This window comes from Streptomyces sp. NPDC030814 (assembly GCF_055572155.1).
This window is the reverse complement of record NZ_JBVIDX010000043.1, coordinates 13,011-30,970: the sequence shown is the minus strand read 5'-3', so window position 1 is coordinate 30,970 and position 17,960 is coordinate 13,011. Positions and strand designations below refer to the sequence as shown.

General features: G+C 71.1%; 17 protein-coding genes. 7 read left to right on the top strand and 10 right to left on the bottom strand.

Annotation, left to right across the window (positions count from 1 at the left end; genetic code table 11):
* Positions 1 to 5: 5 nt before the first annotated feature.
* The gene (locus tag ACZ43N_RS41265; RefSeq protein ID WP_468104800.1) at positions 6 to 578 is read right to left on the bottom strand and encodes a MarR family winged helix-turn-helix transcriptional regulator; all 573 of its coding nucleotides are present in this window, start codon (positions 576 to 578) and stop codon (positions 6 to 8) included.
* A 133-nt stretch (positions 579 to 711) separates the two neighbouring features.
* On the opposite strand from ACZ43N_RS41265, the gene ACZ43N_RS41260 reads away from it, so the two are divergent.
* Positions 712 to 1,059: a VOC family protein gene (locus ACZ43N_RS41260; RefSeq protein WP_468104798.1), complete on the top strand. Its 348-nt coding sequence runs from the start codon at positions 712 to 714 to the stop codon at positions 1,057 to 1,059.
* Positions 1,060 to 1,102: 43 nt separating this feature from the next.
* On the top strand, positions 1,103 to 1,420 hold the full coding sequence (locus ACZ43N_RS41255) for a hypothetical protein (RefSeq protein ID WP_468104796.1): 318 nt from the start codon (positions 1,103 to 1,105) through the stop codon (positions 1,418 to 1,420).
* Positions 1,421 to 1,513: 93 nt separating this feature from the next.
* On the opposite strand, the gene ACZ43N_RS41250 is transcribed toward ACZ43N_RS41255, so the two are convergent.
* The gene (locus ACZ43N_RS41250; RefSeq protein WP_468104794.1) at positions 1,514 to 1,666 is read right to left on the bottom strand and encodes a hypothetical protein; all 153 of its coding nucleotides are present in this window, start codon (positions 1,664 to 1,666) and stop codon (positions 1,514 to 1,516) included.
* A gap of 62 nt (positions 1,667 to 1,728) precedes the next feature.
* On the opposite strand from ACZ43N_RS41250, the gene ACZ43N_RS41245 reads away from it, so the two are divergent.
* Entirely contained in the window at positions 1,729 to 1,878 is a 150-nt protein-coding gene (locus tag ACZ43N_RS41245) for a hypothetical protein (RefSeq protein WP_468104792.1), read from the top strand.
* Positions 1,879 to 1,928: 50 nt separating this feature from the next.
* Here ACZ43N_RS41245 and ACZ43N_RS41240 read toward each other — a convergent pair whose 3' ends face one another.
* The 6 genes from ACZ43N_RS41240 to ACZ43N_RS41215 form a co-directional block, all read right to left on the bottom strand.
* Positions 1,929 to 3,782: an RICIN domain-containing protein gene (locus tag ACZ43N_RS41240; RefSeq protein ID WP_468104790.1), complete on the bottom strand. Its 1,854-nt coding sequence runs from the start codon at positions 3,780 to 3,782 to the stop codon at positions 1,929 to 1,931.
* A gap of 79 nt (positions 3,783 to 3,861) precedes the next feature.
* Positions 3,862 to 5,598 (bottom strand): amylo-alpha-1,6-glucosidase, encoded by a 1,737-nt coding sequence (locus ACZ43N_RS41235; RefSeq protein WP_468104788.1) that lies wholly within the window; start codon positions 5,596 to 5,598, stop codon positions 3,862 to 3,864.
* Between the two features lie 83 nt (positions 5,599 to 5,681).
* Positions 5,682 to 6,506, bottom strand: a complete 825-nt coding sequence (locus tag ACZ43N_RS41230) for a carbohydrate ABC transporter permease (RefSeq protein ID WP_468104786.1) — start codon at positions 6,504 to 6,506, stop codon at positions 5,682 to 5,684.
* Positions 6,503 to 7,489, bottom strand: coding sequence for a carbohydrate ABC transporter permease (locus tag ACZ43N_RS41225; RefSeq protein WP_468104784.1), 987 nt, complete (start codon positions 7,487 to 7,489; stop codon positions 6,503 to 6,505). The genes ACZ43N_RS41230 and ACZ43N_RS41225 overlap by 4 nt, the downstream gene beginning before the upstream one ends.
* 23 nt (positions 7,490 to 7,512) lie before the next feature.
* Entirely contained in the window at positions 7,513 to 8,751 is a 1,239-nt protein-coding gene (locus ACZ43N_RS41220) for a sugar ABC transporter substrate-binding protein (protein WP_468104782.1), read from the bottom strand.
* 206 nt (positions 8,752 to 8,957) lie between these two features.
* The gene (locus tag ACZ43N_RS41215; protein ID WP_468104780.1) at positions 8,958 to 10,007 is read right to left on the bottom strand and encodes a LacI family DNA-binding transcriptional regulator; all 1,050 of its coding nucleotides are present in this window, start codon (positions 10,005 to 10,007) and stop codon (positions 8,958 to 8,960) included.
* 305 nt (positions 10,008 to 10,312) lie between these two features.
* Here ACZ43N_RS41215 and ACZ43N_RS41210 point away from each other — a divergent pair, with 305 nt between their 5' ends.
* The 3 genes from ACZ43N_RS41210 to ACZ43N_RS41200 all read left to right on the top strand — a co-directional run bounded on the left by ACZ43N_RS41210 (position 10,313) and on the right by ACZ43N_RS41200 (position 15,436).
* Positions 10,313 to 13,003 carry a cellulosome protein gene (locus ACZ43N_RS41210; protein WP_468104778.1) on the top strand — a complete coding sequence of 897 codons (2,691 nt, stop codon included), beginning with the start codon at positions 10,313 to 10,315 and terminating at the stop codon, positions 13,001 to 13,003.
* Positions 13,004 to 13,539: 536 nt separating this feature from the next.
* On the top strand, positions 13,540 to 14,088 hold the full coding sequence (locus tag ACZ43N_RS41205; protein ID WP_468104776.1) for a DUF1062 domain-containing protein: 549 nt from the start codon (positions 13,540 to 13,542) through the stop codon (positions 14,086 to 14,088).
* A gap of 172 nt (positions 14,089 to 14,260) precedes the next feature.
* On the top strand, positions 14,261 to 15,436 hold the full coding sequence (locus ACZ43N_RS41200) for a pyridoxal phosphate-dependent aminotransferase (protein ID WP_468104828.1): 1,176 nt from the start codon (positions 14,261 to 14,263) through the stop codon (positions 15,434 to 15,436).
* Between the two features lie 23 nt (positions 15,437 to 15,459).
* Here ACZ43N_RS41200 and ACZ43N_RS41195 read toward each other — a convergent pair whose 3' ends face one another.
* The gene (locus tag ACZ43N_RS41195) at positions 15,460 to 16,056 is read right to left on the bottom strand and encodes a TetR/AcrR family transcriptional regulator (protein WP_468104827.1); all 597 of its coding nucleotides are present in this window, start codon (positions 16,054 to 16,056) and stop codon (positions 15,460 to 15,462) included.
* Between the two features lie 71 nt (positions 16,057 to 16,127).
* On the bottom strand, positions 16,128 to 16,508 hold the full coding sequence (locus ACZ43N_RS41190) for a hypothetical protein (protein WP_468104774.1): 381 nt from the start codon (positions 16,506 to 16,508) through the stop codon (positions 16,128 to 16,130).
* Between the two features lie 211 nt (positions 16,509 to 16,719).
* Here ACZ43N_RS41190 and ACZ43N_RS41185 point away from each other — a divergent pair, with 211 nt between their 5' ends.
* Positions 16,720 to 17,919, top strand: coding sequence for an AraC family transcriptional regulator (locus ACZ43N_RS41185; RefSeq protein ID WP_468104772.1), 1,200 nt, complete (start codon positions 16,720 to 16,722; stop codon positions 17,917 to 17,919).
* The last annotated feature ends 41 nt before the right edge of the window (positions 17,920 to 17,960 follow it).

Genomic DNA, 17,960 nt, shown 5'->3' with positions numbered 1-17,960 from the left:
ACCCCTTAGGACTGCGGGCGGCGGCCGCTGCGGCGGGGGGCCGGGGGTGCGCCGTCGAGGAGGGCGAGGCGGCGCTCCTCGCCGTGCTCCTCGACCTGGAGGACGACACGCCGTAGTCCGTCGGCGATGCCGCGGCACTCCTCGACGTCGAGCTGCGCGGTGACGAAGGCCTCCTCCTCGTTGAACGCGGGGAACACCCGTCGCATCAGCTCCTCGCCCTCCTCGGTGAGGCTGAGCAGCACCAGCCTGCCGTCGGTGGGGTGCCCGGCCCGCCGCAGCAGCCCCCGCTTCTCCAGCGTCCGGGAGACCCCGGTGAGCGTCCCCTTGGAGATGCCCGCCTCCTCCGCGACGTGCCGGGTCTCCGACTCGCCCCAGATCCAGACCACCCACAGGACGACGAACGCCGTCCAGGTCAGGTCCGCGCCGCGCAGCACCGAGTTCTCCAGGTGCTGCCTGACCGCGGACGCGGCCCGGTAGATGTTGGCGACGACGGCCATCTGCTCATGACGGACGGGGATGCCGCCGAGCTTCGCCTCCGCCAGCTTCTCGGCTTGCGTGATGGATCGTTGGCCGGGCACGGGCACACTCCCTTGAGCCACGAGGGCACATCGGATCTCAGCTGTCATTCGGATCCAAATTGTACGGAGCGCCGCGCCGGAAGCAGTGCTCACGTCCCCGGCCCGGGGAACACCGCGGCCCTACCATGGCGTCATGTCCGTCGATCTGTTCGCAGGCATCCTCGTCAATGACTACGAAGCGGCACTCGCCTGGTACGAGCGCCTGTTCGGCTCGCCCCCGACGTTCATCCCGAACGACACGGAGGCCGTGTGGGAGCTGGCTGAGCACCGGTACCTGTACATCGAGCACCGGCCGGGGCGCGGCGGCCACGCCCTGCACACCGTGTTCGTCGACGACCTCGACACCCGTGTCGAGGGGATCACGGACCGGGGACTGAAGCCCGCGAACCGGGAGACCTACTCCAACGGCGTCCGCAAGATCACTTACCACGACCCGGACGGCAACGAGATCGGCTTCGGCAGCGCCCCCGCCCAGCTCTGACCGCCGGCCGCCCGCCGCCCACAGGACACCCAGGACGACACCCATGGCTTCCGGTACGCCACCCACCACCCCGGAGCAGGCCGTCGAACTCGTCCGCGCCCGGTACGCCCGGCCGCGGCTCCCCGACGGCACCCCCGCCGAACTCCACGTCCACGAGTTCGACATCGGCTACCTGGTGTACGCCGTCTTCCCGCCCCGCACCGACCCTGCCGGACGCCCGCTGCCCGCTCCGCCCGGTGGCGCCAAGGTCGTGGTCGCGAAGGGGACCGGCGAGACGGTCACGGTCCCGAACCTCCCGGCCGAGCAGGCCGTCGCCCTCTACCGGCGTCACCTCGCGCGCGGCGGTCGGCGCGTCCAGTAGGTGATGTCCGGAAGCGGGCCTCGGCGCGGCCGGAACCGTGGTGGCAGACGCCGTCCTTGACGTAGCGCGTGGCGGGGCCGCGGTCGGCGACGGTCAGGACGAGAAAGTCGTCAACCCACACCTTGACGGTGCCGGTTCCGCGGGCTTCCGATGGGCGATCTTCACGTTGAACCGGGTCTCGTACACGCCGACCCTGAGCACCGTGCCGTCGTGGCGCCGGATCGTGCCGCCGCCGCTGTCGAACACGTTGCGCATGTTGTCGGTGGGACGGCACGGACGGCACGGACGGGCTGGTCCGGGACCGGCGGGTGCTGCGCGGCGGCGACGCGCTCACCGTCGGCGGCGTCGCGGACGACGGCGTCGCGGACGACGGCATCGCGGACGACGGCATCGCGGACGACGGCGTCACCGCCCTCGCCCGGCCCTGGCGCCCGGGGCTCACCACCCGCCATCGCTGAGCACACACTCACCTGGGGGCCGCGGGGATCACCCGCGGCCCCCGCGGGCGTCACCCCTTGCCGAGGAGGCGCCAGATCTGGTTCTTCTTGGTGCTCAGCGCGCTCGCCGGGTCGCAGGGCCACTGGTGGATCTTCGCGCCCGGGTCGGTCGAGATCCCGCTGACGTCCACGCACTTGCCGCTGTGCACCGCGACCAGCTGATAGTCCTTGCTGTTGCCGAGCGCGGTGACGGGCCTGAGGGTGAACATCTGGTTGGTGCTGCCGCTGCACGTCCACTGGATGACGGCGGCACCGTCGGCCGTGGAAGCGCCCGAGACGTCCAGGCACTTACCGCTGTGCTCATTCTCGATGGTGTAGGTGTTCGTCCGGCCGGCGACCGGCTTGAGGTCGAGCATCTGCTGGTAGCCGCCCTCGCAGTGGTACTGCTGGTACTGCGTGCCGTCGGCGGTGCTCAGGTTGGTGTCGTCCAGGCACTGACCGCTGTGCTGTGCGACGGCGACCGTGGAGACGGTGGTGTTCGACGGCGGCAGCAGCGTGACCGAGTAGCCGTCGGCGGCATCCGTCCACGGCACGCTCACCGAAGCCGAGTCACCGCTGACGGTCAGAGTCTGGTCGGAGACCGTCACGGGCCCCGTCACCGCGCCGCCGCTGTTGTTCGGTATGCGCTGGACCATCGCGCGCACCCGGCTGTTCTCCACCACCGAGGTGGTGTCGAGACGGTTGAGGCTGACGGTGACGTTGCCGGTGTTGCCGTTGCTGCCCAGCAGGATCTTCGCGTTGCGCGCGGAGTTGTCCTTCGTCGCCACCCCGTCGGTGTTCGTACCGGGCGTGAACTTCACGACGGTGCCGGTCTGGGATCCGTAGTAGCGGTAGAGGAACCACTCCCCCAGCGGCAGGTACCGGCCCGCGCTGTTCTTCGTGAGCAGGTTGGCCTGGAAGTCGTGCAGGTTGGCGCCCCACGCCCAGTTGGCGCGCAGGCCGTCGGCTCCGGCGCGCTCCAGACGGGAGATGTACCAGCCGCCGCGGCCGGGGTTCTGCTCGGTGTTGGCGGCGTACTCGTTGACCTGGAAGGGGCGGCTCGTCGTCATCGACCGCGCCGACAGCAGGGACTTGAGGGAGTTGCTGTGCGCGACCGGGTCGCCGGGGAGGTCGTGCCAGCTGTAGATGTCCGGCTCGACGTTGTTCGCCTTCACGTAGTCGAGGTACGTGGTCCACCAGCCGTTGTCCACGGTGGGATGGCCGCAGGTGCTCGCGCCGACGACGACGGCGCCGGGGAGGGCGGCCCGGATCTTCCGGTAGGCGCGCTTCCACATCTCCAGGTACTGGGGCATGCCGGAGTCCCAGAACCCGGGGCAGTCGGGCTCATTCCAGATGTCCCACTGGATGTCGGTCATGCCGGCCGCGCGGACATCGGAGAGCAGGCGGTCGTAGAAGGCGTCGAAGCGGGACCAGTCGCCGTTGTCACCGGGGAACGTGGGCCTGGTGGTGCCGTCGGCACCCCACAGGTCGTGCGGCAGGATGACGAAGGTGCCGCCCAGCGCCTTGGTGCGCTTGTACTGGGCCAGGGTGGAGTTCCATCGGCGGTCGTACTTGCCGGCCACCCAGCCGCCGGGATTGTCCAGTTGGGCGCCGCCGGCCCGCATGAACTTCCACTTGATGTCCTTGTAGAAGTGGTCCTGGGGCAGCGAGCCGTCCTCGGCCATTCCGTAGATCGTGCCCGAGGCGCGGTACGTGGGGGCGCCCCCGGTGGTGGCGAAGTCGACCGCGACGCCGGTGTCGGCGGCCTGTGACGGGACGGCGGGCAGCAGCGTCGTGGCCAGTACGGCCAGGAGCACGGCGACGGTCGAGGTCGCTCGTCGCCCGGTGTGTGCTGCCGGTCCGGGAGGTGCGGTGCGCAACGTCATCGTGGGGCTCCTCTGGGCGAGGGAAGGGGGGAACGTGACCGGGCCCGATCGGTCCCGGAGGTTGGGGGGAGGCGGCTGGTCAGCGGCTGCCTCGGCGGGTGTGGTCCTCGGCGAGGAGGAGGTAGGCGGCCGCGGTCCAGGTGTAGGCGCGGTCGCGCAGGCCGGTGCCGGTGAGGGCGTCGAAGTTCTCGGCGAAGCCGGATGTCTCGCACAGGGCGAGGAACCGGGTGCTGATCTCGTCGGCGAGCCGGTGGTGGCCGGCACGGCGCAGGCCGTCCTCGACGAGCACGGTGGACGGCGCCCAGATCGGGCCGCGCCAGTAGCCGTCGGAGAGGTACTGCGGTGAGGCGGGCTGTTCCGTGGCCAGGCCGTACGAGGTGAGGTGTGTCCGGATGCGGTCGGCCAGGACGGCGCTGACGGACTCCGGCAGATGCTCGCCGAGGGCGATGGGCATCAGGTCGAGCAGGCTCGCGCTGGTCCAGGTGTCTTTGGTCTCGGCCGACCGGGCGGCGAACCGGTCGCCCTGCCACAGTTCGCGGAGCATCGCGGCCTGGGTCTCGTCGGCCGTCCGTGTCCATCGGCGGGCGTCGTCCGGCCGCCCCAGTTCATCGGCCAGTCGGGCGAGTTCGCGTAGTTGCAGGGTGAGGAAGGCGGCCAGGTCGGCGGTGACGACGACACGTTCGGGGTCGAAGGTGGTGGCGTTGTCCCAGCCGCTGTCGTTGCCGTGCTGGTAGTGGGGCAGAGCGGCACCAGGTGCGCGCCGGGCGGTGAGCCAGAAGTCCGTCCAGCGGGTCAACCGGTCGTAGACCTCCGTGAGTTGCCCGTGGGTGAGCGGTTCGGGGAGCCGTCGGCGGAGCCGGTCGAGGGCCCAGCCGTGGATGGGGGGCTTGACGAAGTTGTGCAGCACCTCGGAGTGGGTGACCGAGTCGGGCAGCGCACCGGCCTCGTCCTGGTGGTCGAAGGGCAGGGAGAACTGGTCCCAGGCGAGATCGGCGGCTCCGGGGGCGAGGGCGAGGGCGTTGAAGCAGTGGTCCCAGCTCCAGACCTTGTCCATCCAGTGCTTGGACATCAGCACCGCGGGCCGGGTCACGAAGCCCCGCGGGCGGACGGTCGCCGACCACAGCACATACGCGGCGAGTTCCGCGGCCGGAGTGGCGGCCGACCGCCAGGGCGCCACGGCGTCGGCGAACGCGGCGAAGGCGGTGCGCGCGGCTGCCACGACCCGGTCGAAGGCGGTGGTCGTGGTGTAGGGGCGGCGCGCGGTCTCGTACTCCTCGACCGCGACCTCCCAGGTTCCGTCGGCCCCGGCGCCGACCGTGACACCACGCTCGGCGCCGCCCAGCGCCTGCGCGCCGGGCACCGCGGTGACGGTGCCGGACAGGACGGTGATCCGGTAGCGCCGCCCGGTCTCGTAAGAGGTGAGGACGTACGCCTCGGTGCCGGGCTCCCGGTAGAAGTAGGTGCCGCTGAACGGGGTCAGGGTCTGCGCGGCCGCCCGCAGGGCAAAGGCGAGGCCGCTGCCCCGCAGCCGTACGGTGTCCGGCGTCTCGTAGGCGAGGTCCACGCGCCCGCCCCGGCCGGTCCAGCCGAGCAGGCCGGGGGTCGCCTCGACGCGGGTGTCGGCGCGGTCGCCCGTGACCGGGTCCAGGGGAACCAGGCGCAGCACGGCGTGCATGCCGTTCTGGTGGGAGACGAGGTGGAGGTCCTCCGCGTACGTCTTCTCCGCCACCACGGGCGAGATGTCGAACCAGGACCCGTACGTGCTGAAGGGGATGTCGTGGATGGGGAAGGGCGGGCCGGACGGTGCGGCGGTCATGACGTGTCACTCGTTTCTCGGACAGGGGGGATCGCGCTCCCGACCGGGAGGCGGTGGCGCCGTGACATCAGGGAGGAGGGAGGTCAGTCCTTGACCGCGCCGGCGGTCACGCCCGCGGCGACGTACCGCTGGGCGAGGACGAGGATGACCGCGGCGGGCAGCGAGGCCACGACGGCGGTCGCCATGATGGCGTTCCACTCCTGGTTGTTGTTGCCGATGTAGTGGTAGATGCCCAGCGTGATCGGCTCATGGGCGCCGCCGTTGACGAGGGTCCCGGCGAAGACGAAGTCGGACCAGGACCACAGGAACGCGAACAGCGACACCGTGACGACGGCGTTGCGGCTCATCGGCAGGACGATCGACCGGAAGGTGCGCAGGGCCCCGGCGCCGTCGGTCCTCGCGGCCTGGAGCAGTTCGCCGGGGATGCCGGACATGAACGCGGTGAAGATGAGCACGCCGAAGGGGACGGCCAGCGTGGAGTCGGCGACGATCAGGCCGGGGACGGACTGGAGCAGGCCGAGCTGGAGGTAGATGGCGTAGAAGCCCATCGCCATGATGATGCCGGGGATCATCTGGGCGGCCAGCAGCAGGAAGCCGAGGACTCCGCCGCCGCGCGGGCGCAACTTGGCCAGCGCGTAGCCGGCGGGGGCGGACAGGGCCACGGTGAGGACGACGGTGCCCAGGCCGACGACGAGGCTGGTGCCGAGGTAGGGCAGTTGCTCGGCCAGCACCGTGCGATAGCCGTCCAGGGTGCCGTTCGCGGGGAACAGGTCCGGTGGGCTCTTGCGCATGTCGTGCTCGGGGGTGAGGGACACGTTGAGCATCCAGTAGACCGGGAAGAGCATGATCCCGGTCAGGAGGAGGCCGAGGGTCGTCTTCCACCAGGAGCGTGCGGCGCGTCGGTTCATGACAGTGCCTGCTTTCGCTGGACCTTGAGGTAGATCAGGCCGAACACCAGGGCGGCGACCACGAGCAGGTTGCCGACGGCCGCGCCCGGCCCGAAGGCGGGCAGGAGGTTGCCGAAGCCGAGCTGGTAGGACCAGGTGGCGAACGTGGTCGACGAGTCGGCGGGGCCGCCCTTGGTCATGATCCAGATGATGTCGAAGACCTTGAGCGTGTAGACCAGCCCCAGCAGCAGCGTGATCGCGGACACCGGGCGCAGCAGCGGGAAGGTGATCCGCCAGAAGCGCTGCCAGGCGTTCGCACCGTCGAGGGCGGCGGCCTCGTACAGGCTCGCCGGGATGGACTGCAGACCGCTGTGGAGGACGACCAGGTTGAACGGGACGCCGATCCAGATGTTCGCGATGATCACCGAGGTCAGCGACCAGTCGGGGGACGTCAGCCAGTTCACGGGTCCGATGCCGAGGGCGTGCAGGGCCGCGTTGACGATGCCGGAGTCGCTGTTGAGCATCCAGGACCAGGTGGAGGCGGACACGATCAGCGGCAGCAGCCACGGCACCAGGAACAGGGCGCGCAGGGTCGCCGAGAGCCGGAAGTGCTGGTGGAAGAAGACCGCGAGGGCCAGACCGATGCCGTACTGGAAGGCCAGGCACACGACGGTGAAGACCACCGTGTGGGTCAGGGCCGGGGCGAAGACCGGGTCGTCGAAGACCTTGGTGTAGTTCTCCCACCCGGTGAAGGGCGCGTCGCCCTGGACGAAGGAACGGACCGTGTAGTTCCGCAGGCTCAGGTCGAGGTTGCGGTAGAGCGGATAGGCGTAGAAGAGGGCGAGATAGAGGGTGACCGGGGCGAGGAACGCCCAGGCTGCCCACTGCGAGGAGGTCGGAGCGCGCCGTGCTCGCGTACGGGCCGGTCGAGGGGCGGCGATGGCTGCCGCCCCCTTGCGGACCGGTACGGGCCGGCGGTCCCGCATCTGTGTCACGTGGTTCATATCCGCGGACCGCCCGTTCCCGGCTACCGGGCGGCGGACTGCGCCTTGGCCAGCGCGTCCTTCGGCGACTGGGCACCGCTGAGGGCGGACTGCACGGCCTTCCACAACTGCTCGGAGATCTTCGGGTACTTGGTGCCCAGGTCGTCGCTGGTGCGGCCCTTGGCCGCCTTGACCGCGTCCACCCACGGCTTGAGCTGGGCGTTGGCCGCCACCTGCTTGTCCTGCACCTCGGTGGTGGGCGCCACATAGGACAGGGTGGTGTCGGTGTCGTACAGGTTCTGCGTGCTGGTCAGGCACATGGCCAGCTTCTGCGCGGTGGCGTAGCGTCCGGTGTCGCTCTGGACGGGGAGGGTGACGAACTCACCGCCGGTGGGCGCCGCGGCGTTGCCGCCCCCGGAGCCGGGTATGGGCAGGACGCCGTAGTCGAAGCCCGCCTTCTCGGCGTTGGCCAGCTGCCAGGTGCCGTTCTCCGCGAACGCGTAGTCGCCGCTCGCGAACTCCTGCCAGCTGGTGGTCTGCGTGTTGTTGATGACCGAGTTGGGGGCGTACCCCTTCCGCAGCCAGTCCTGCCACAGGGACAGCGCGGAGACGGCCTGGTCGGAGTCGAGGTCGGTCAGCTGTGCGCCCGAGCCCCAGAACCACGGCAGGAACTGGAAGCTGCCCTCCTCCGTGCCGATCGCGGAGAACGTGATGCCCTTCTTGCCCGCCTTCTCGACCTTCTTCAGCGCCGCCGTCAGCGACGCCCAGTCCTTGACCGAGGCGATGTCCACACCGGCCTTCTTCAGCACCTCCTTGTTGTAGTAGAGGGCGAGGGTGTTGGCGCCGATCGGAGTGCCGTAGGTCTTGCCGCCCGACTGGCCGGCCGCGAGCAGGTTCGGGTCCACCGTGGAGGTGTCCAGCTTGTTCTCGTCGGTCGTGGTGAGCACACCGGCCTCGGCCAGGGTCGACACGACGGGGTTGTCGACGATGAGCACGTCGGCGGAGTTGTCCTGCTGGGCCGCCAGCAGCGCCTTGTTCGACAGGTCGCTGGTGTCGAAAGCGGTCCGCTTGATCTTCACTCCGGCCTTGTCGCCGCAGGCGTCCAGCAGCTTCGCCCAGGCCGAGCCCTTGTCGAACTGCGGGTACGGGTCCCAGATCGTGTACGTGCCGTCCGCGTCCTTGGCGCCGGTGCTGCCCGAGCCGGAGGAGCAGGCGGTACCGACGACGGCGACGACGGTCGTCAGGGCCGCGGCGGTGAGACGACGGCTGATGGTTCTACGCATGGCGGGTTCCTTGGTTCCAGGCACAGCTGTGCCGTGAGAGGGGCGGAGAGGGGCATGCGGGCACGCCGAACGGCCGGGTGAGAGACGAGAGGCGCGGGTTCGGGTGTCCGGTGCAGAGAGGGGGGAACGGGAAGGCCCGTGATCTGCGGTCAGGAGTCGCTGTTCGGGGTGTCGCGGTGCAGGGGGTCGGGTCAGGCAGTCGCGGTTCAGGAGGGGCTGACAGGTGTCGGGGCTTCGGCGAACGAGGTGCCGCCGGCGGGTCCGGTGCTGGCCCGCAACGAGATCGGCGGTGCGAGGAGATGGTGCCGGGGGGCCGCGCCGGGGTGGTCGAGCCGTTCGATGAGCAGGTCGACAGCCCGCCGGCCCATCTCCTCCGCCGGTACGTCCGCGGCGGTGAGCTGCGGGGTCACCGTCTGAGCCCACCGGGATGCCACGACTCCGGTCACGGAGAAGTCGCGCGGCACATGGCGGCCCGCATGCGCGAGCCCCCGGTAGAGACCGCCCAGGGCGGCCTCGTTCAGGGTGACCAGGGCCGTGGTCGCGGGGTCGTCGTGCAGGATCTGCTCCAGGCAGGCCTGGCCCGAGGCGGCGTCGTCGCCGCAGCGGTACGTGCGCACGGTCAGTCCGCGTTCCGCCGCGGCCTTGGTGAAGCCGTCCAGTCCCCGGTGCGCGGACTCGTAGCCCGCCCGCAGGAGCTGCTCCGGCCGGTTGACGAAGGCGACCCGGCGGTGGCCGAGGTCCGCGAGGTGGTGGACGCACGCCGCCGCCAGCGCGGTGTGGTCCAGGCCCACCCACCAGGTGCCCTCGGGCCGCGCGGTGCGCCCGATGGTGACGGAGGGGAAGTCCAGCTCGGCCAGGTGATCGACCCGGTCGTCCTGCAGCCTGATCTCCATCAGGATCGCCCCGTCGACCCGTCGCTCCCCCAGCAGCCGCTGGAACGAACGGTCGCTGTCCACTCCGCTCGGCGAGAGCAGCACGTCGTAGTCGTGGACGGCCGCGGCCTCCACCACACTCCCGATGAAGTCCAGCTGCATCCCGGTGTAGTGGTTCCCGGCCGGCGGGAACACCAGGCCGATCGTGCTGGTGCGGCCATTGGCCAGGGCACGGGCGCTCGCGTTCGGCCGGTACCCCAGCTCGTCGATGACCCGCTGGATCTTCTCGCGGGTGTCGTCCGACACCGGGCGCTTGCCGCTCAGCGCGTACGACACGGTGCTCCGCGAGACACCGGCCCGCTTGGCGATCTCACCGATGTTCACGGCACTCCTTCGTCGAACCGGTTCGAGAGCGAATCGGTTGTCGAACCGGTTCGCGTGAAGGGAAGGTAGGAGCCGACCGGGGCACTGTCAATCCCCTGCGCCGCACGTCCGTCCCGCCTCGCGCAATCCATGTCGTACGTATTGCTGGACGTGGTCGTCGATGCTAGTTTCCGGCGAACCGGTTCGACAGAGCCGCACAACCCGTCGCAGCACCCCTGGCTCGCCCCCGGGATGCCGGGCTCCCCCCATCCCCCATCCCGTCGAATCGGTTCGACCTGGGGACGGATCACCTCACGGAGACCTCAGTGCGACGCACTCGCAGCAGAACAAGAGCCGGAGCCGGAGCCACCGCGGCCACGGCCCTCGCCACCCTGCTCGCCGTACCCGCCGCGGGCACCGCCGACGCAGCCGAGCCGGAACGGCTCGTCATCGACCTCGGCACCGACACCGGCGCCTTCCACGGCGGCGCCTCCGGCTCCCTGTACGGCGTCTACGGCGACGGCGTGCCGAGCCGCAACCTCATCGAGGGCATGGGCCTGCGCACGGTGTCGACGAAGGCCCAGGACGGCCCCCAGCACCCGGGCGCCGACGCGCTGGAGATGCTGCCGCCCTTCGTGGACTCCGGCGGCAAGGACGTCTACATCTACATGACCGACATCTACCGTGGCTTCCCCTACCAGTGGCCGGGCGCCGACGGCCCCGCCCGGCTCGCGGACTTCCTGGAGAAGATCAGGAAGCAGGTCGCCCAGGTCAAGACCATGGGCAGCTACAAGGACCATGTCGTCTACGTCCCCTTCAACGAACCCGAGGGGAACATGTTCGGCACGGGCGAGTGGAGCTACAACAAGATCTCGTGGCTGAACGACCCACAGCACTTCTTCGCGGCCTGGAAGGACACCTACCGGCTCATCAAGGACCTCGACCCCGAGGCGCGGATCGCCGGCCCCAACACCTCCGTCCTCTACGACCAGATCAAGGGCTTCCTCCGGTACGCGAAGGCGAACGACGTCGTGCCGGACGTGATGACCTGGCACGAGCTGTCCTCGCCCGCCAAGGTCCGCACGAGCGTCGCCACCTACCGGCAGTGGGAGAAGGAGATCGGGGTCGGCCCGCTGCCGGTCAATGTCAACGAGTACGGCCACAACTACCACCTGTCGGTGCCCGGGCAGGTCGTCCAGTGGGTCTCCGCCATCGAGGAGTCCAAGATCGACGCCGACCTGGCTTACTGGAACATCGACGGCAACCTCAACGACTCGGCGGTGGAGGCCAACAAGGGCAACGGCCAGTGGTGGCTGTTCCACGCCTACGGCCAGATGTCCGGGCACACCGTCGAGGTGACCGCGCCGCACCCCAACCAGCAGTACACCCTCCAGGGCGTGGCCACCCTGGACGAGGACAAGCGGCAGTCCCGGGCCCTCTTCGGCGGCCAGGGCGGTGACGCGGACATCGTGTTCAGGAACATCGACCCCGCGCTGTTCGGGAAGACGGTCCGGGCCACGGTCCAGGAGATCCCGTGGACCGGCCAGGTCGGTGACTCGGCCCAGCCGCTGCGGCTCTCCGACGAGGACGTGACGGTCGGCGCCGACGGCTCGGTGACCCTGCCGATGACCGGCATGAACGAGATGTCGGCGTACCAGGTCATCCTCTCCCCCGGCGGCAACGGCGGGCATCCGGCCGCGCCCTCGGTGAGCTGGCGCCGAACCTACGAGGCGGAGAACGCCACCTACACCGGCAGGGGCTACTCCAGGAACGGCCCCGAGGGCACGCCCTCGGACGTGGGCAGGTTCGCGACGTCCGGCGCCTACAACGTGGGCGGGCTGCGCACCGGCTCCGACGGGGTCCTCGCCTTCGACGTCGAGGTCCCGCGGGACGGCGCCTACGACCTGAGCGTCTTCGCCAACTCCTACAACCTGTACGACCTGGTGAAGGAACAGGGCCCGACCAATGTCTTCCTGCGTGTCGACGGCGAGGACCCGCGGGAACTGCGCCTGCCGCTCGGCTACAAGTGGGTCGTCTGGGGCCACACCGACACCAGGGTGGAGCTGACCGCCGGCAAGCACCGGATCACGCTCGCCGCGCGGGACCCCGAACTCGGTGTCACCAAGGGCGACGCGATCATCGACAAGATCGACCTCGCCCTGCGCGACGACCACGTGACCGCGCCCGCGATCTACGAGGCCGCGTACGCGTCGCTCTTCGGGGCACGACCCGACTACAGCAGGCCTGGCGCCTCGGGTCCCGGCACGGTGCCGCTGGCCGAGGGCGACTCGGCGACGTTCTGGGTGTACGCACCCCGCGACGGCGCGGCGACGGTGTCGGTCGACCACCTCGGCGGCGGCCGGGCGGCCCTCTCGCTCAACGGCGAGAGACTCGATGTCCCCGAAGCGGGAGGCGCCAAGAAGGGCACGGACCGGGTCCGGGTCTTCCTCTCCGGTGGCATCAACAAGATCACCGTCACCGGCGCCGCCCGTGAACTCGCCCTCGACCGGCTCCGGGTCGCCCCGTCCACCGGCGCCCTGAAGACCCGGGTGTACCAGGCCGAGGACGGCACGGTGACGGGGGCGGCCAGGGTGACCGACGCGTACACCTTCGCGACCGGCGGCAAGGCGGTCACCGACATCGGCGACGGCAGGGCCAACGCGCTCACCTTCGACGTCGTCGCCGACCGACCCGGCCGGCACGCACTGACCATCCGCTATTCCAACGCGGAGCAGGCGCCCGCCACCCACTACAACCCCGACCCGATCGCCCGCCACGCCGACCTGTCGGTCAACGGCGGCCCGGCCCGGCGTGTCCTGTTCCCGACGACCTTCCACTTCAACAACTTCTGGGAGCTGACCGTCCCCGTCACCCTCCGGATGGGCAGGAACCAGCTGACCTTCACGGCCGAGGAACTGCCCGACTTCGACGGCGCCACCTACAACCAGTACGACCAGCGGTCGCCGTACGCCCCGGTCATCGACCGGATCGGCGTGACACCGCTGACGGCGAGGTAGCGGGCGACGGTTCCCCGTACGTCATCCGCCCGGGGCCTGCGCGCACCACGCGGCCGTGCCCTCACAGGCCGGCGGGCGCCGCTCCGTCCTCGCAGCGGCGCCCCTTTGCCGTCGCAACGGCACCGAGGCGTCGCTGGGATCGGCCTCGGCCGGCAGCGGCAACTCCTGGAACACGGGCGGAAGTTGGCTCGTGGCCGGGAACGGCACCGGCACGATCACCGGCCCCGGACGGCCGGCGGTGCCATTCCCCCGCCGGACTTCCAGCGTCCCGTGAACGAGGCGGCCGTCCGGGCGCGGTTCCGAGGGCACCCGCGCGCGAGTCTCCGTTCCGGGTCGGCGCAGGGTGGCGCTCGTAAATCGGTGGAGCGGCGCCCTCGTGCGCCACTACCGTGCTGCCGACCCAAGTCGTCGGACCAAGGACGTGCCGTTGTACACCGTGTGAGACCTCCCGAGTGCTGATTGGTCGCGCGTCGCGCCCGTTCGTGCGCCGCGCCGCTTCCTGCTGCGGACTTTCTCACTGAAACCGGTGTACTTCTGTGCTCACCAACTGGGTGGTCATGCCCACCTGCCTGCCGTTCGTCGTGCGTCGCTGCCCCGCGTGCACGTCCGACCGCTTCCGGGCGAACGGCAAATTCCGTGTCAACGCGAACCACAAGCTCCTCGACGCCTGGCTCCTCGTGCTCTGCGCGGGGTGCGGGGACACCGCGAAGCTCACGGTCCTGGAGCGGGCGCCTGTGCGTTCCGTACGACCCGGACTGCTGGACCGGATGCACGGCAACGACCCCGCTCTGGCGGCTGAGTTGCTCCAGGATCCGGTCGTGCGGCGCCGCAATCGCGTCGCCCTCGACTGGGACGGCGCCTGGCGACTCGACACCGGCGGTTCGGATCATCTGGACCGCGAGGTGATCGACGTGTCGGTCCGCTTCGCGGCGCGGATCCCGGTCCGCCCGGTACGGCTGATCGCTGAGGGCTGCGCCCTCTCCCGGTCCGCGGTCGAGAGGCTGGTCACGGAGGGGAACCTCGTCTCGGCGGTCCGGCTGACCAGCAGACTCTCCGGCGACTTCACCTTCACGCTCAAGCGCTGAGCGCTCTTCGCCGGCTGGGGCCTGTCCGGCGACGCCTGCCGGACAGGCCCCCGGGCTCTCTCGGCGCTGAGGAGTCACCGGGCGGGGAGGAGGAGATCCGCCGGGGATGGACGGGCGGGCAGCGATGTGTGTGCACGCGGCCGAGCGGGCCTAAGGTCCCGGTATGAGCAACATACGGATCTCGGCACGTGCCCGGGCGGTCGCCCCGTTCTACGCGATGGAGTTCGGCAAGCATGCCGCCGCCCTGGAGGCCCAGGGCAGCCACGTCGTCAAACTGAGCCTCGGGGAACCGGACTTCGGTGCGCCGCCCGCCGTTCTGGACGCGATGCGGGACGCCATGGACGGACGGCCCCTGCCCTACACGGCGGCCCTGGGGCTGCCCGCACTGCGGCAGGCCATCGCGCGGTTCTACGCGGACCAGCACGGCGTCGAGGTCGATCCGGCGCGGGTCGTCGTGACCGCGGGTGCCTCGGCGGCGCTGCTGCTGGCCGCCGCCGCGCTCGTCGACCCCGGTGACGAGGTGCTCATCGCGGACCCGGCGTACCCGTGCAACCGGCAGATCGTCGAGAGCTTCGGCGCCCGCGTCACCCTCGTCCCCACCAGCGCCGAGGGCCGGTATCAGCTGACCGCCTCGTCGGTGCGGTCGAGCTGGACGGGCAGCACGCGCGGGGTCATGGTGGCCACTCCGTCGAACCCCACGGGCACCTCGGTGCCGGCCGACGAACTCGCGGCGATCTGTGAGACGGCCCGCGAACGGGACGCGTGGCGTCTCGTCGACGAGATCTACCTCGACCTGGGCGACCATGACGCGCGGGGCCGGCCGCCCCGCAGTGCGCTGTCGTTCGACCCCGGTGCCGTGGTCATCAACAGCTTCTCGAAGTACTTCGGGATGACCGGCTGGCGGCTCGGCTGGTGCGTCGTACCCGAGCCGCTCGTACCGGCGCTGGAGCGCCTCGCCCAGAACTACTTCCTGTGCGCGTCCGCCCCGGCGCAGCAGGCCGCCCTAGCCTGCTTCACCCCGGAGTCCCTGGCGGTCTGCGAGGCCCGCCGGGTGGAGTTCACCGAACGCCGGGCACTCGTGCTCGACGGCCTGGAGCGCATCGGACTGCCGGTGCCGGTGCCGCCCGACGGCGCCTTCTACGTGTACTTCGACGTCAGCGGCACCGGGCTCACCTCGTGGGAGTTCTGCGAACGAGCCCTCCAGGAGGCCCATGTCGCACTGACACCGGGCAAGGACTTCGGCGTGGGCACGGCTCAGAGCCATGTACGGCTGTCGTACGCGGCGTCGGCCGAGGACCTGCGCGAGGGCATCGCCCGGCTGGGGAAGTTCCTGGCGACGCTGCGCTAGGTCGTGTCCGCGGACCCCGCCGGTCAGCGGGTCTCGGGCACCGCCGCGTCGAGGAGGGGGCCGAGTTCCCGGGCCACGGTGGTCAGGGCGCGGACGTCGCGCTCGGCCCTGGCCATCAGAATCGCCCCCTCCAGGGCGCTGATCATGAGTGTGGCGAGCGCGTGGGCCCGCTCCTCGGGTACGCCCATGTCCGTCAGGGCCCCGGCCACCGGCCCGGTCCAGGCGGCGAACGCGGCGGCCACCGCCGCACGCGTGGACGCTGTGGACTCGGCGCAGTCGACCGTCGCGGCGGCGACGGGACAGCCGCCCGCGAACCCGGCGGTGCCGTACTCGTCGGTCCACTGGCGCACCATCGCGGCGAACAGCCCGCCGGGCGTCGGCTCGTCCAGCGCGGCGAGGAAACGGGCGACGCGCCGGGCGGCGTACCGTCCCGCCCAGTCCACCGCCTCGTTGACCAGTTGTTCCTTGCCGCCGGGGAAGTAGTGCTGAAGTGAGCCGCGCGGCGCGCCCGCGTGGGCGGCGACCTCACGCATACCGGTGGCGGCGACCCCGTCGCGCCGGATCAGCTGGGCCGCGCTGAAGACCATGCGTTCACGCGGCCCCCGTACGGACTGCGCCATTCCTGCCTCCAGCATGCCGATTCGCACGACCTGACGCCGCCATCCTATGACCGCCGTCATAACGACGGCTACTATGAGATGCACCCCAGCGTCAGGCCGAACAGGGCGTAGGACACCGCGACGGTGGTCCGGTCCGGGGCCCAGCCGATCAGCAGCAGGGCGGTGGCAGTCGCGGCGGCGGCCCGCATGGCCGCGACCGGTCCGAGGCGCCGGATCACCCCCAGCCCGGCGAAGCTGCCGAGGCCCGCGCACAGCGCGAGGGCGACGACGAGTGCGGTCGTCGTCTGCGGGGAGAGGGCGAGACGCTCCTTGACGGCCGGCACGGTGGTGGACACGGCGGCGACGGCCGCTCCCTGGGCGGCGAACACCGTCGCCGTGACCCGCCGGGCGGGCGCGAACGGGCTGCGGCGAGCCGAGCGTCGGAGGGCCGGGGTCTGCGGAGGTGCGGTCATGGCGTCCTTCGTCTCTCACGCTCGCGCGCCGCGTGCCCTGAGGGGTCACGGCGGCAGGGGGCGGGCTCCGTGGCGCAACCGTAGGGAGCCGGGGAGTCCCGGAGCAGGGCGTCGGAGGCCGCAAAGGGGGCCTCGGCGGCCACACCCACGACAGGCCGGTGCTCCGTTGCCTACAGTGAGGCGAGGGACGGCCCGGGCGAGAGGGAACGCGATGCACGATGCTCCCGGCCAGGCCGCCACCGAGGGCCCCGCAGGCAGCGCCCCGGCCACCGTCCCGGAACCCGCTCACGGCACCCCGGCCGGCCGAGCGGACACCGGCCGCGGCACCCCGGCCACCACCGCCGCCACCCACCCGGGCACGAGCCGCAGCACCTCCGCCACCATCGCCCCGAACATCCTGCGTTACCTCGCCCGGGTCGCCGAGGAGGACGGTGTCGATCTGCGGCCGGTGCTCGACAAGGTCGGTCTCGCCCCCTCGGTGATGCGTTCCGCCGCGCTGCGGGTCTCCTACCGGCAGGGCAGCGACGTCATCCGCCGGGCCTTGGAGCAGACCGGCGACGAGCACCTGGGACTGCGGGTGGGCGCGGCGCAGCATCTCACCGCGTGGGGGCCGCTCGGCCTCGCCATGATGGCCGCCGAGACCTTCCAGGAGGCCATCGAGACGGGCTTGCGTTATCAGAACCTCTCGGGGGCGATGCTGGTGTGGTCGGCCCGCTGGGAGGGCGACGGCTATGTGCTGCGCGCCGATCTGCCGGACCCGGCGCTGGACCCGGCGGTCGCCGTCTTCCTGATCGAGGAGGCGTACGCCAGCGCCACCACCCTCACGCGGCTGAATCTGGGCGCCTCGTTCGCGCCGCAGGTGGTCGACTTCACGTTCCCCGCGCCGCGGGACACGCGCCGGTTCGGCGAGGTGTTCCGCTGCCCGCTGCGCTTCGGCGCGCCCGGCAACCGCCTGGTCCTCCCAGCCCGCTGGGTGCGCGCGGCCCAGCCGGGCCGGGACCCCATCACGTACGCCTCGACCCTGGAGCTGATGGACTCGCAGCTGGCGTCCCGCCGTGACCAGCAGGACCTCCTGGAAGTGCTGGAGATCTCCATCGCACAGAGCCTTCCGGACGTCCCCTCCTTCGTGGAGCAGGCCCGCAGACACGCGTCCAGCGAACGCACCCTGCGGCGCCGGCTCGCCGAGTGCGGCACCACGTACGAGGCGCTCGTCGACGGAGTGCGCCGGGAGAGAGTCGAACAGCTCGTTCTGCGGCCCGAGTCGACGCTGCGTGACATCACCCGGCAGGCCGGTTTCGCCGACGTCCGGGCGCTCCGGCGGGCGGTGCGCCGCTGGCACGGTGTGACACCGATGGAGCTGCGTACGACCTTGCTGGAGCGCCGGGCGTCCGTCGGCGGGTCGTTCGGCTGACGCACGGCCGGTCGCGCGGCCGAGCCCGCGCCGGCCCTGGT

What these genes read in the sequence shown, in the direction of transcription:
- ACZ43N_RS41255 (WP_468104796.1), top strand. Translation starts at nt 1,103, where the DNA reads ATGGCTTCCGGTACGCCACCCACCACCCCGGAGCAGGCCGTCGAACTC.
- ACZ43N_RS41185 (WP_468104772.1), top strand. Translation starts at nt 16,720, where the DNA reads ATGCACGATGCTCCCGGCCAGGCCGCCACCGAGGGCCCCGCAGGCAGC.
- ACZ43N_RS41230 (WP_468104786.1), bottom strand. Translation starts at nt 6,506, where the DNA reads ATGAACCGACGCGCCGCACGCTCCTGGTGGAAGACGACCCTCGGCCTC.
- ACZ43N_RS41235 (WP_468104788.1), bottom strand. Translation starts at nt 5,598, where the DNA reads ATGACCGCCGCACCGTCCGGCCCGCCCTTCCCCATCCACGACATCCCC.
- ACZ43N_RS41220 (WP_468104782.1), bottom strand. Translation starts at nt 8,751, where the DNA reads ATGCGTAGAACCATCAGCCGTCGTCTCACCGCCGCGGCCCTGACGACC.
- ACZ43N_RS41260 (WP_468104798.1), top strand. Translation starts at nt 712, where the DNA reads ATGTCCGTCGATCTGTTCGCAGGCATCCTCGTCAATGACTACGAAGCG.
- ACZ43N_RS41195 (WP_468104827.1), bottom strand. Translation starts at nt 16,056, where the DNA reads ATGGCGCAGTCCGTACGGGGGCCGCGTGAACGCATGGTCTTCAGCGCG.
- ACZ43N_RS41240 (WP_468104790.1), bottom strand. Translation starts at nt 3,782, where the DNA reads ATGACGTTGCGCACCGCACCTCCCGGACCGGCAGCACACACCGGGCGA.
- ACZ43N_RS41225 (WP_468104784.1), bottom strand. Translation starts at nt 7,489, where the DNA reads ATGAACCACGTGACACAGATGCGGGACCGCCGGCCCGTACCGGTCCGC.
- ACZ43N_RS41190 (WP_468104774.1), bottom strand. Translation starts at nt 16,508, where the DNA reads ATGACCGCACCTCCGCAGACCCCGGCCCTCCGACGCTCGGCTCGCCGC.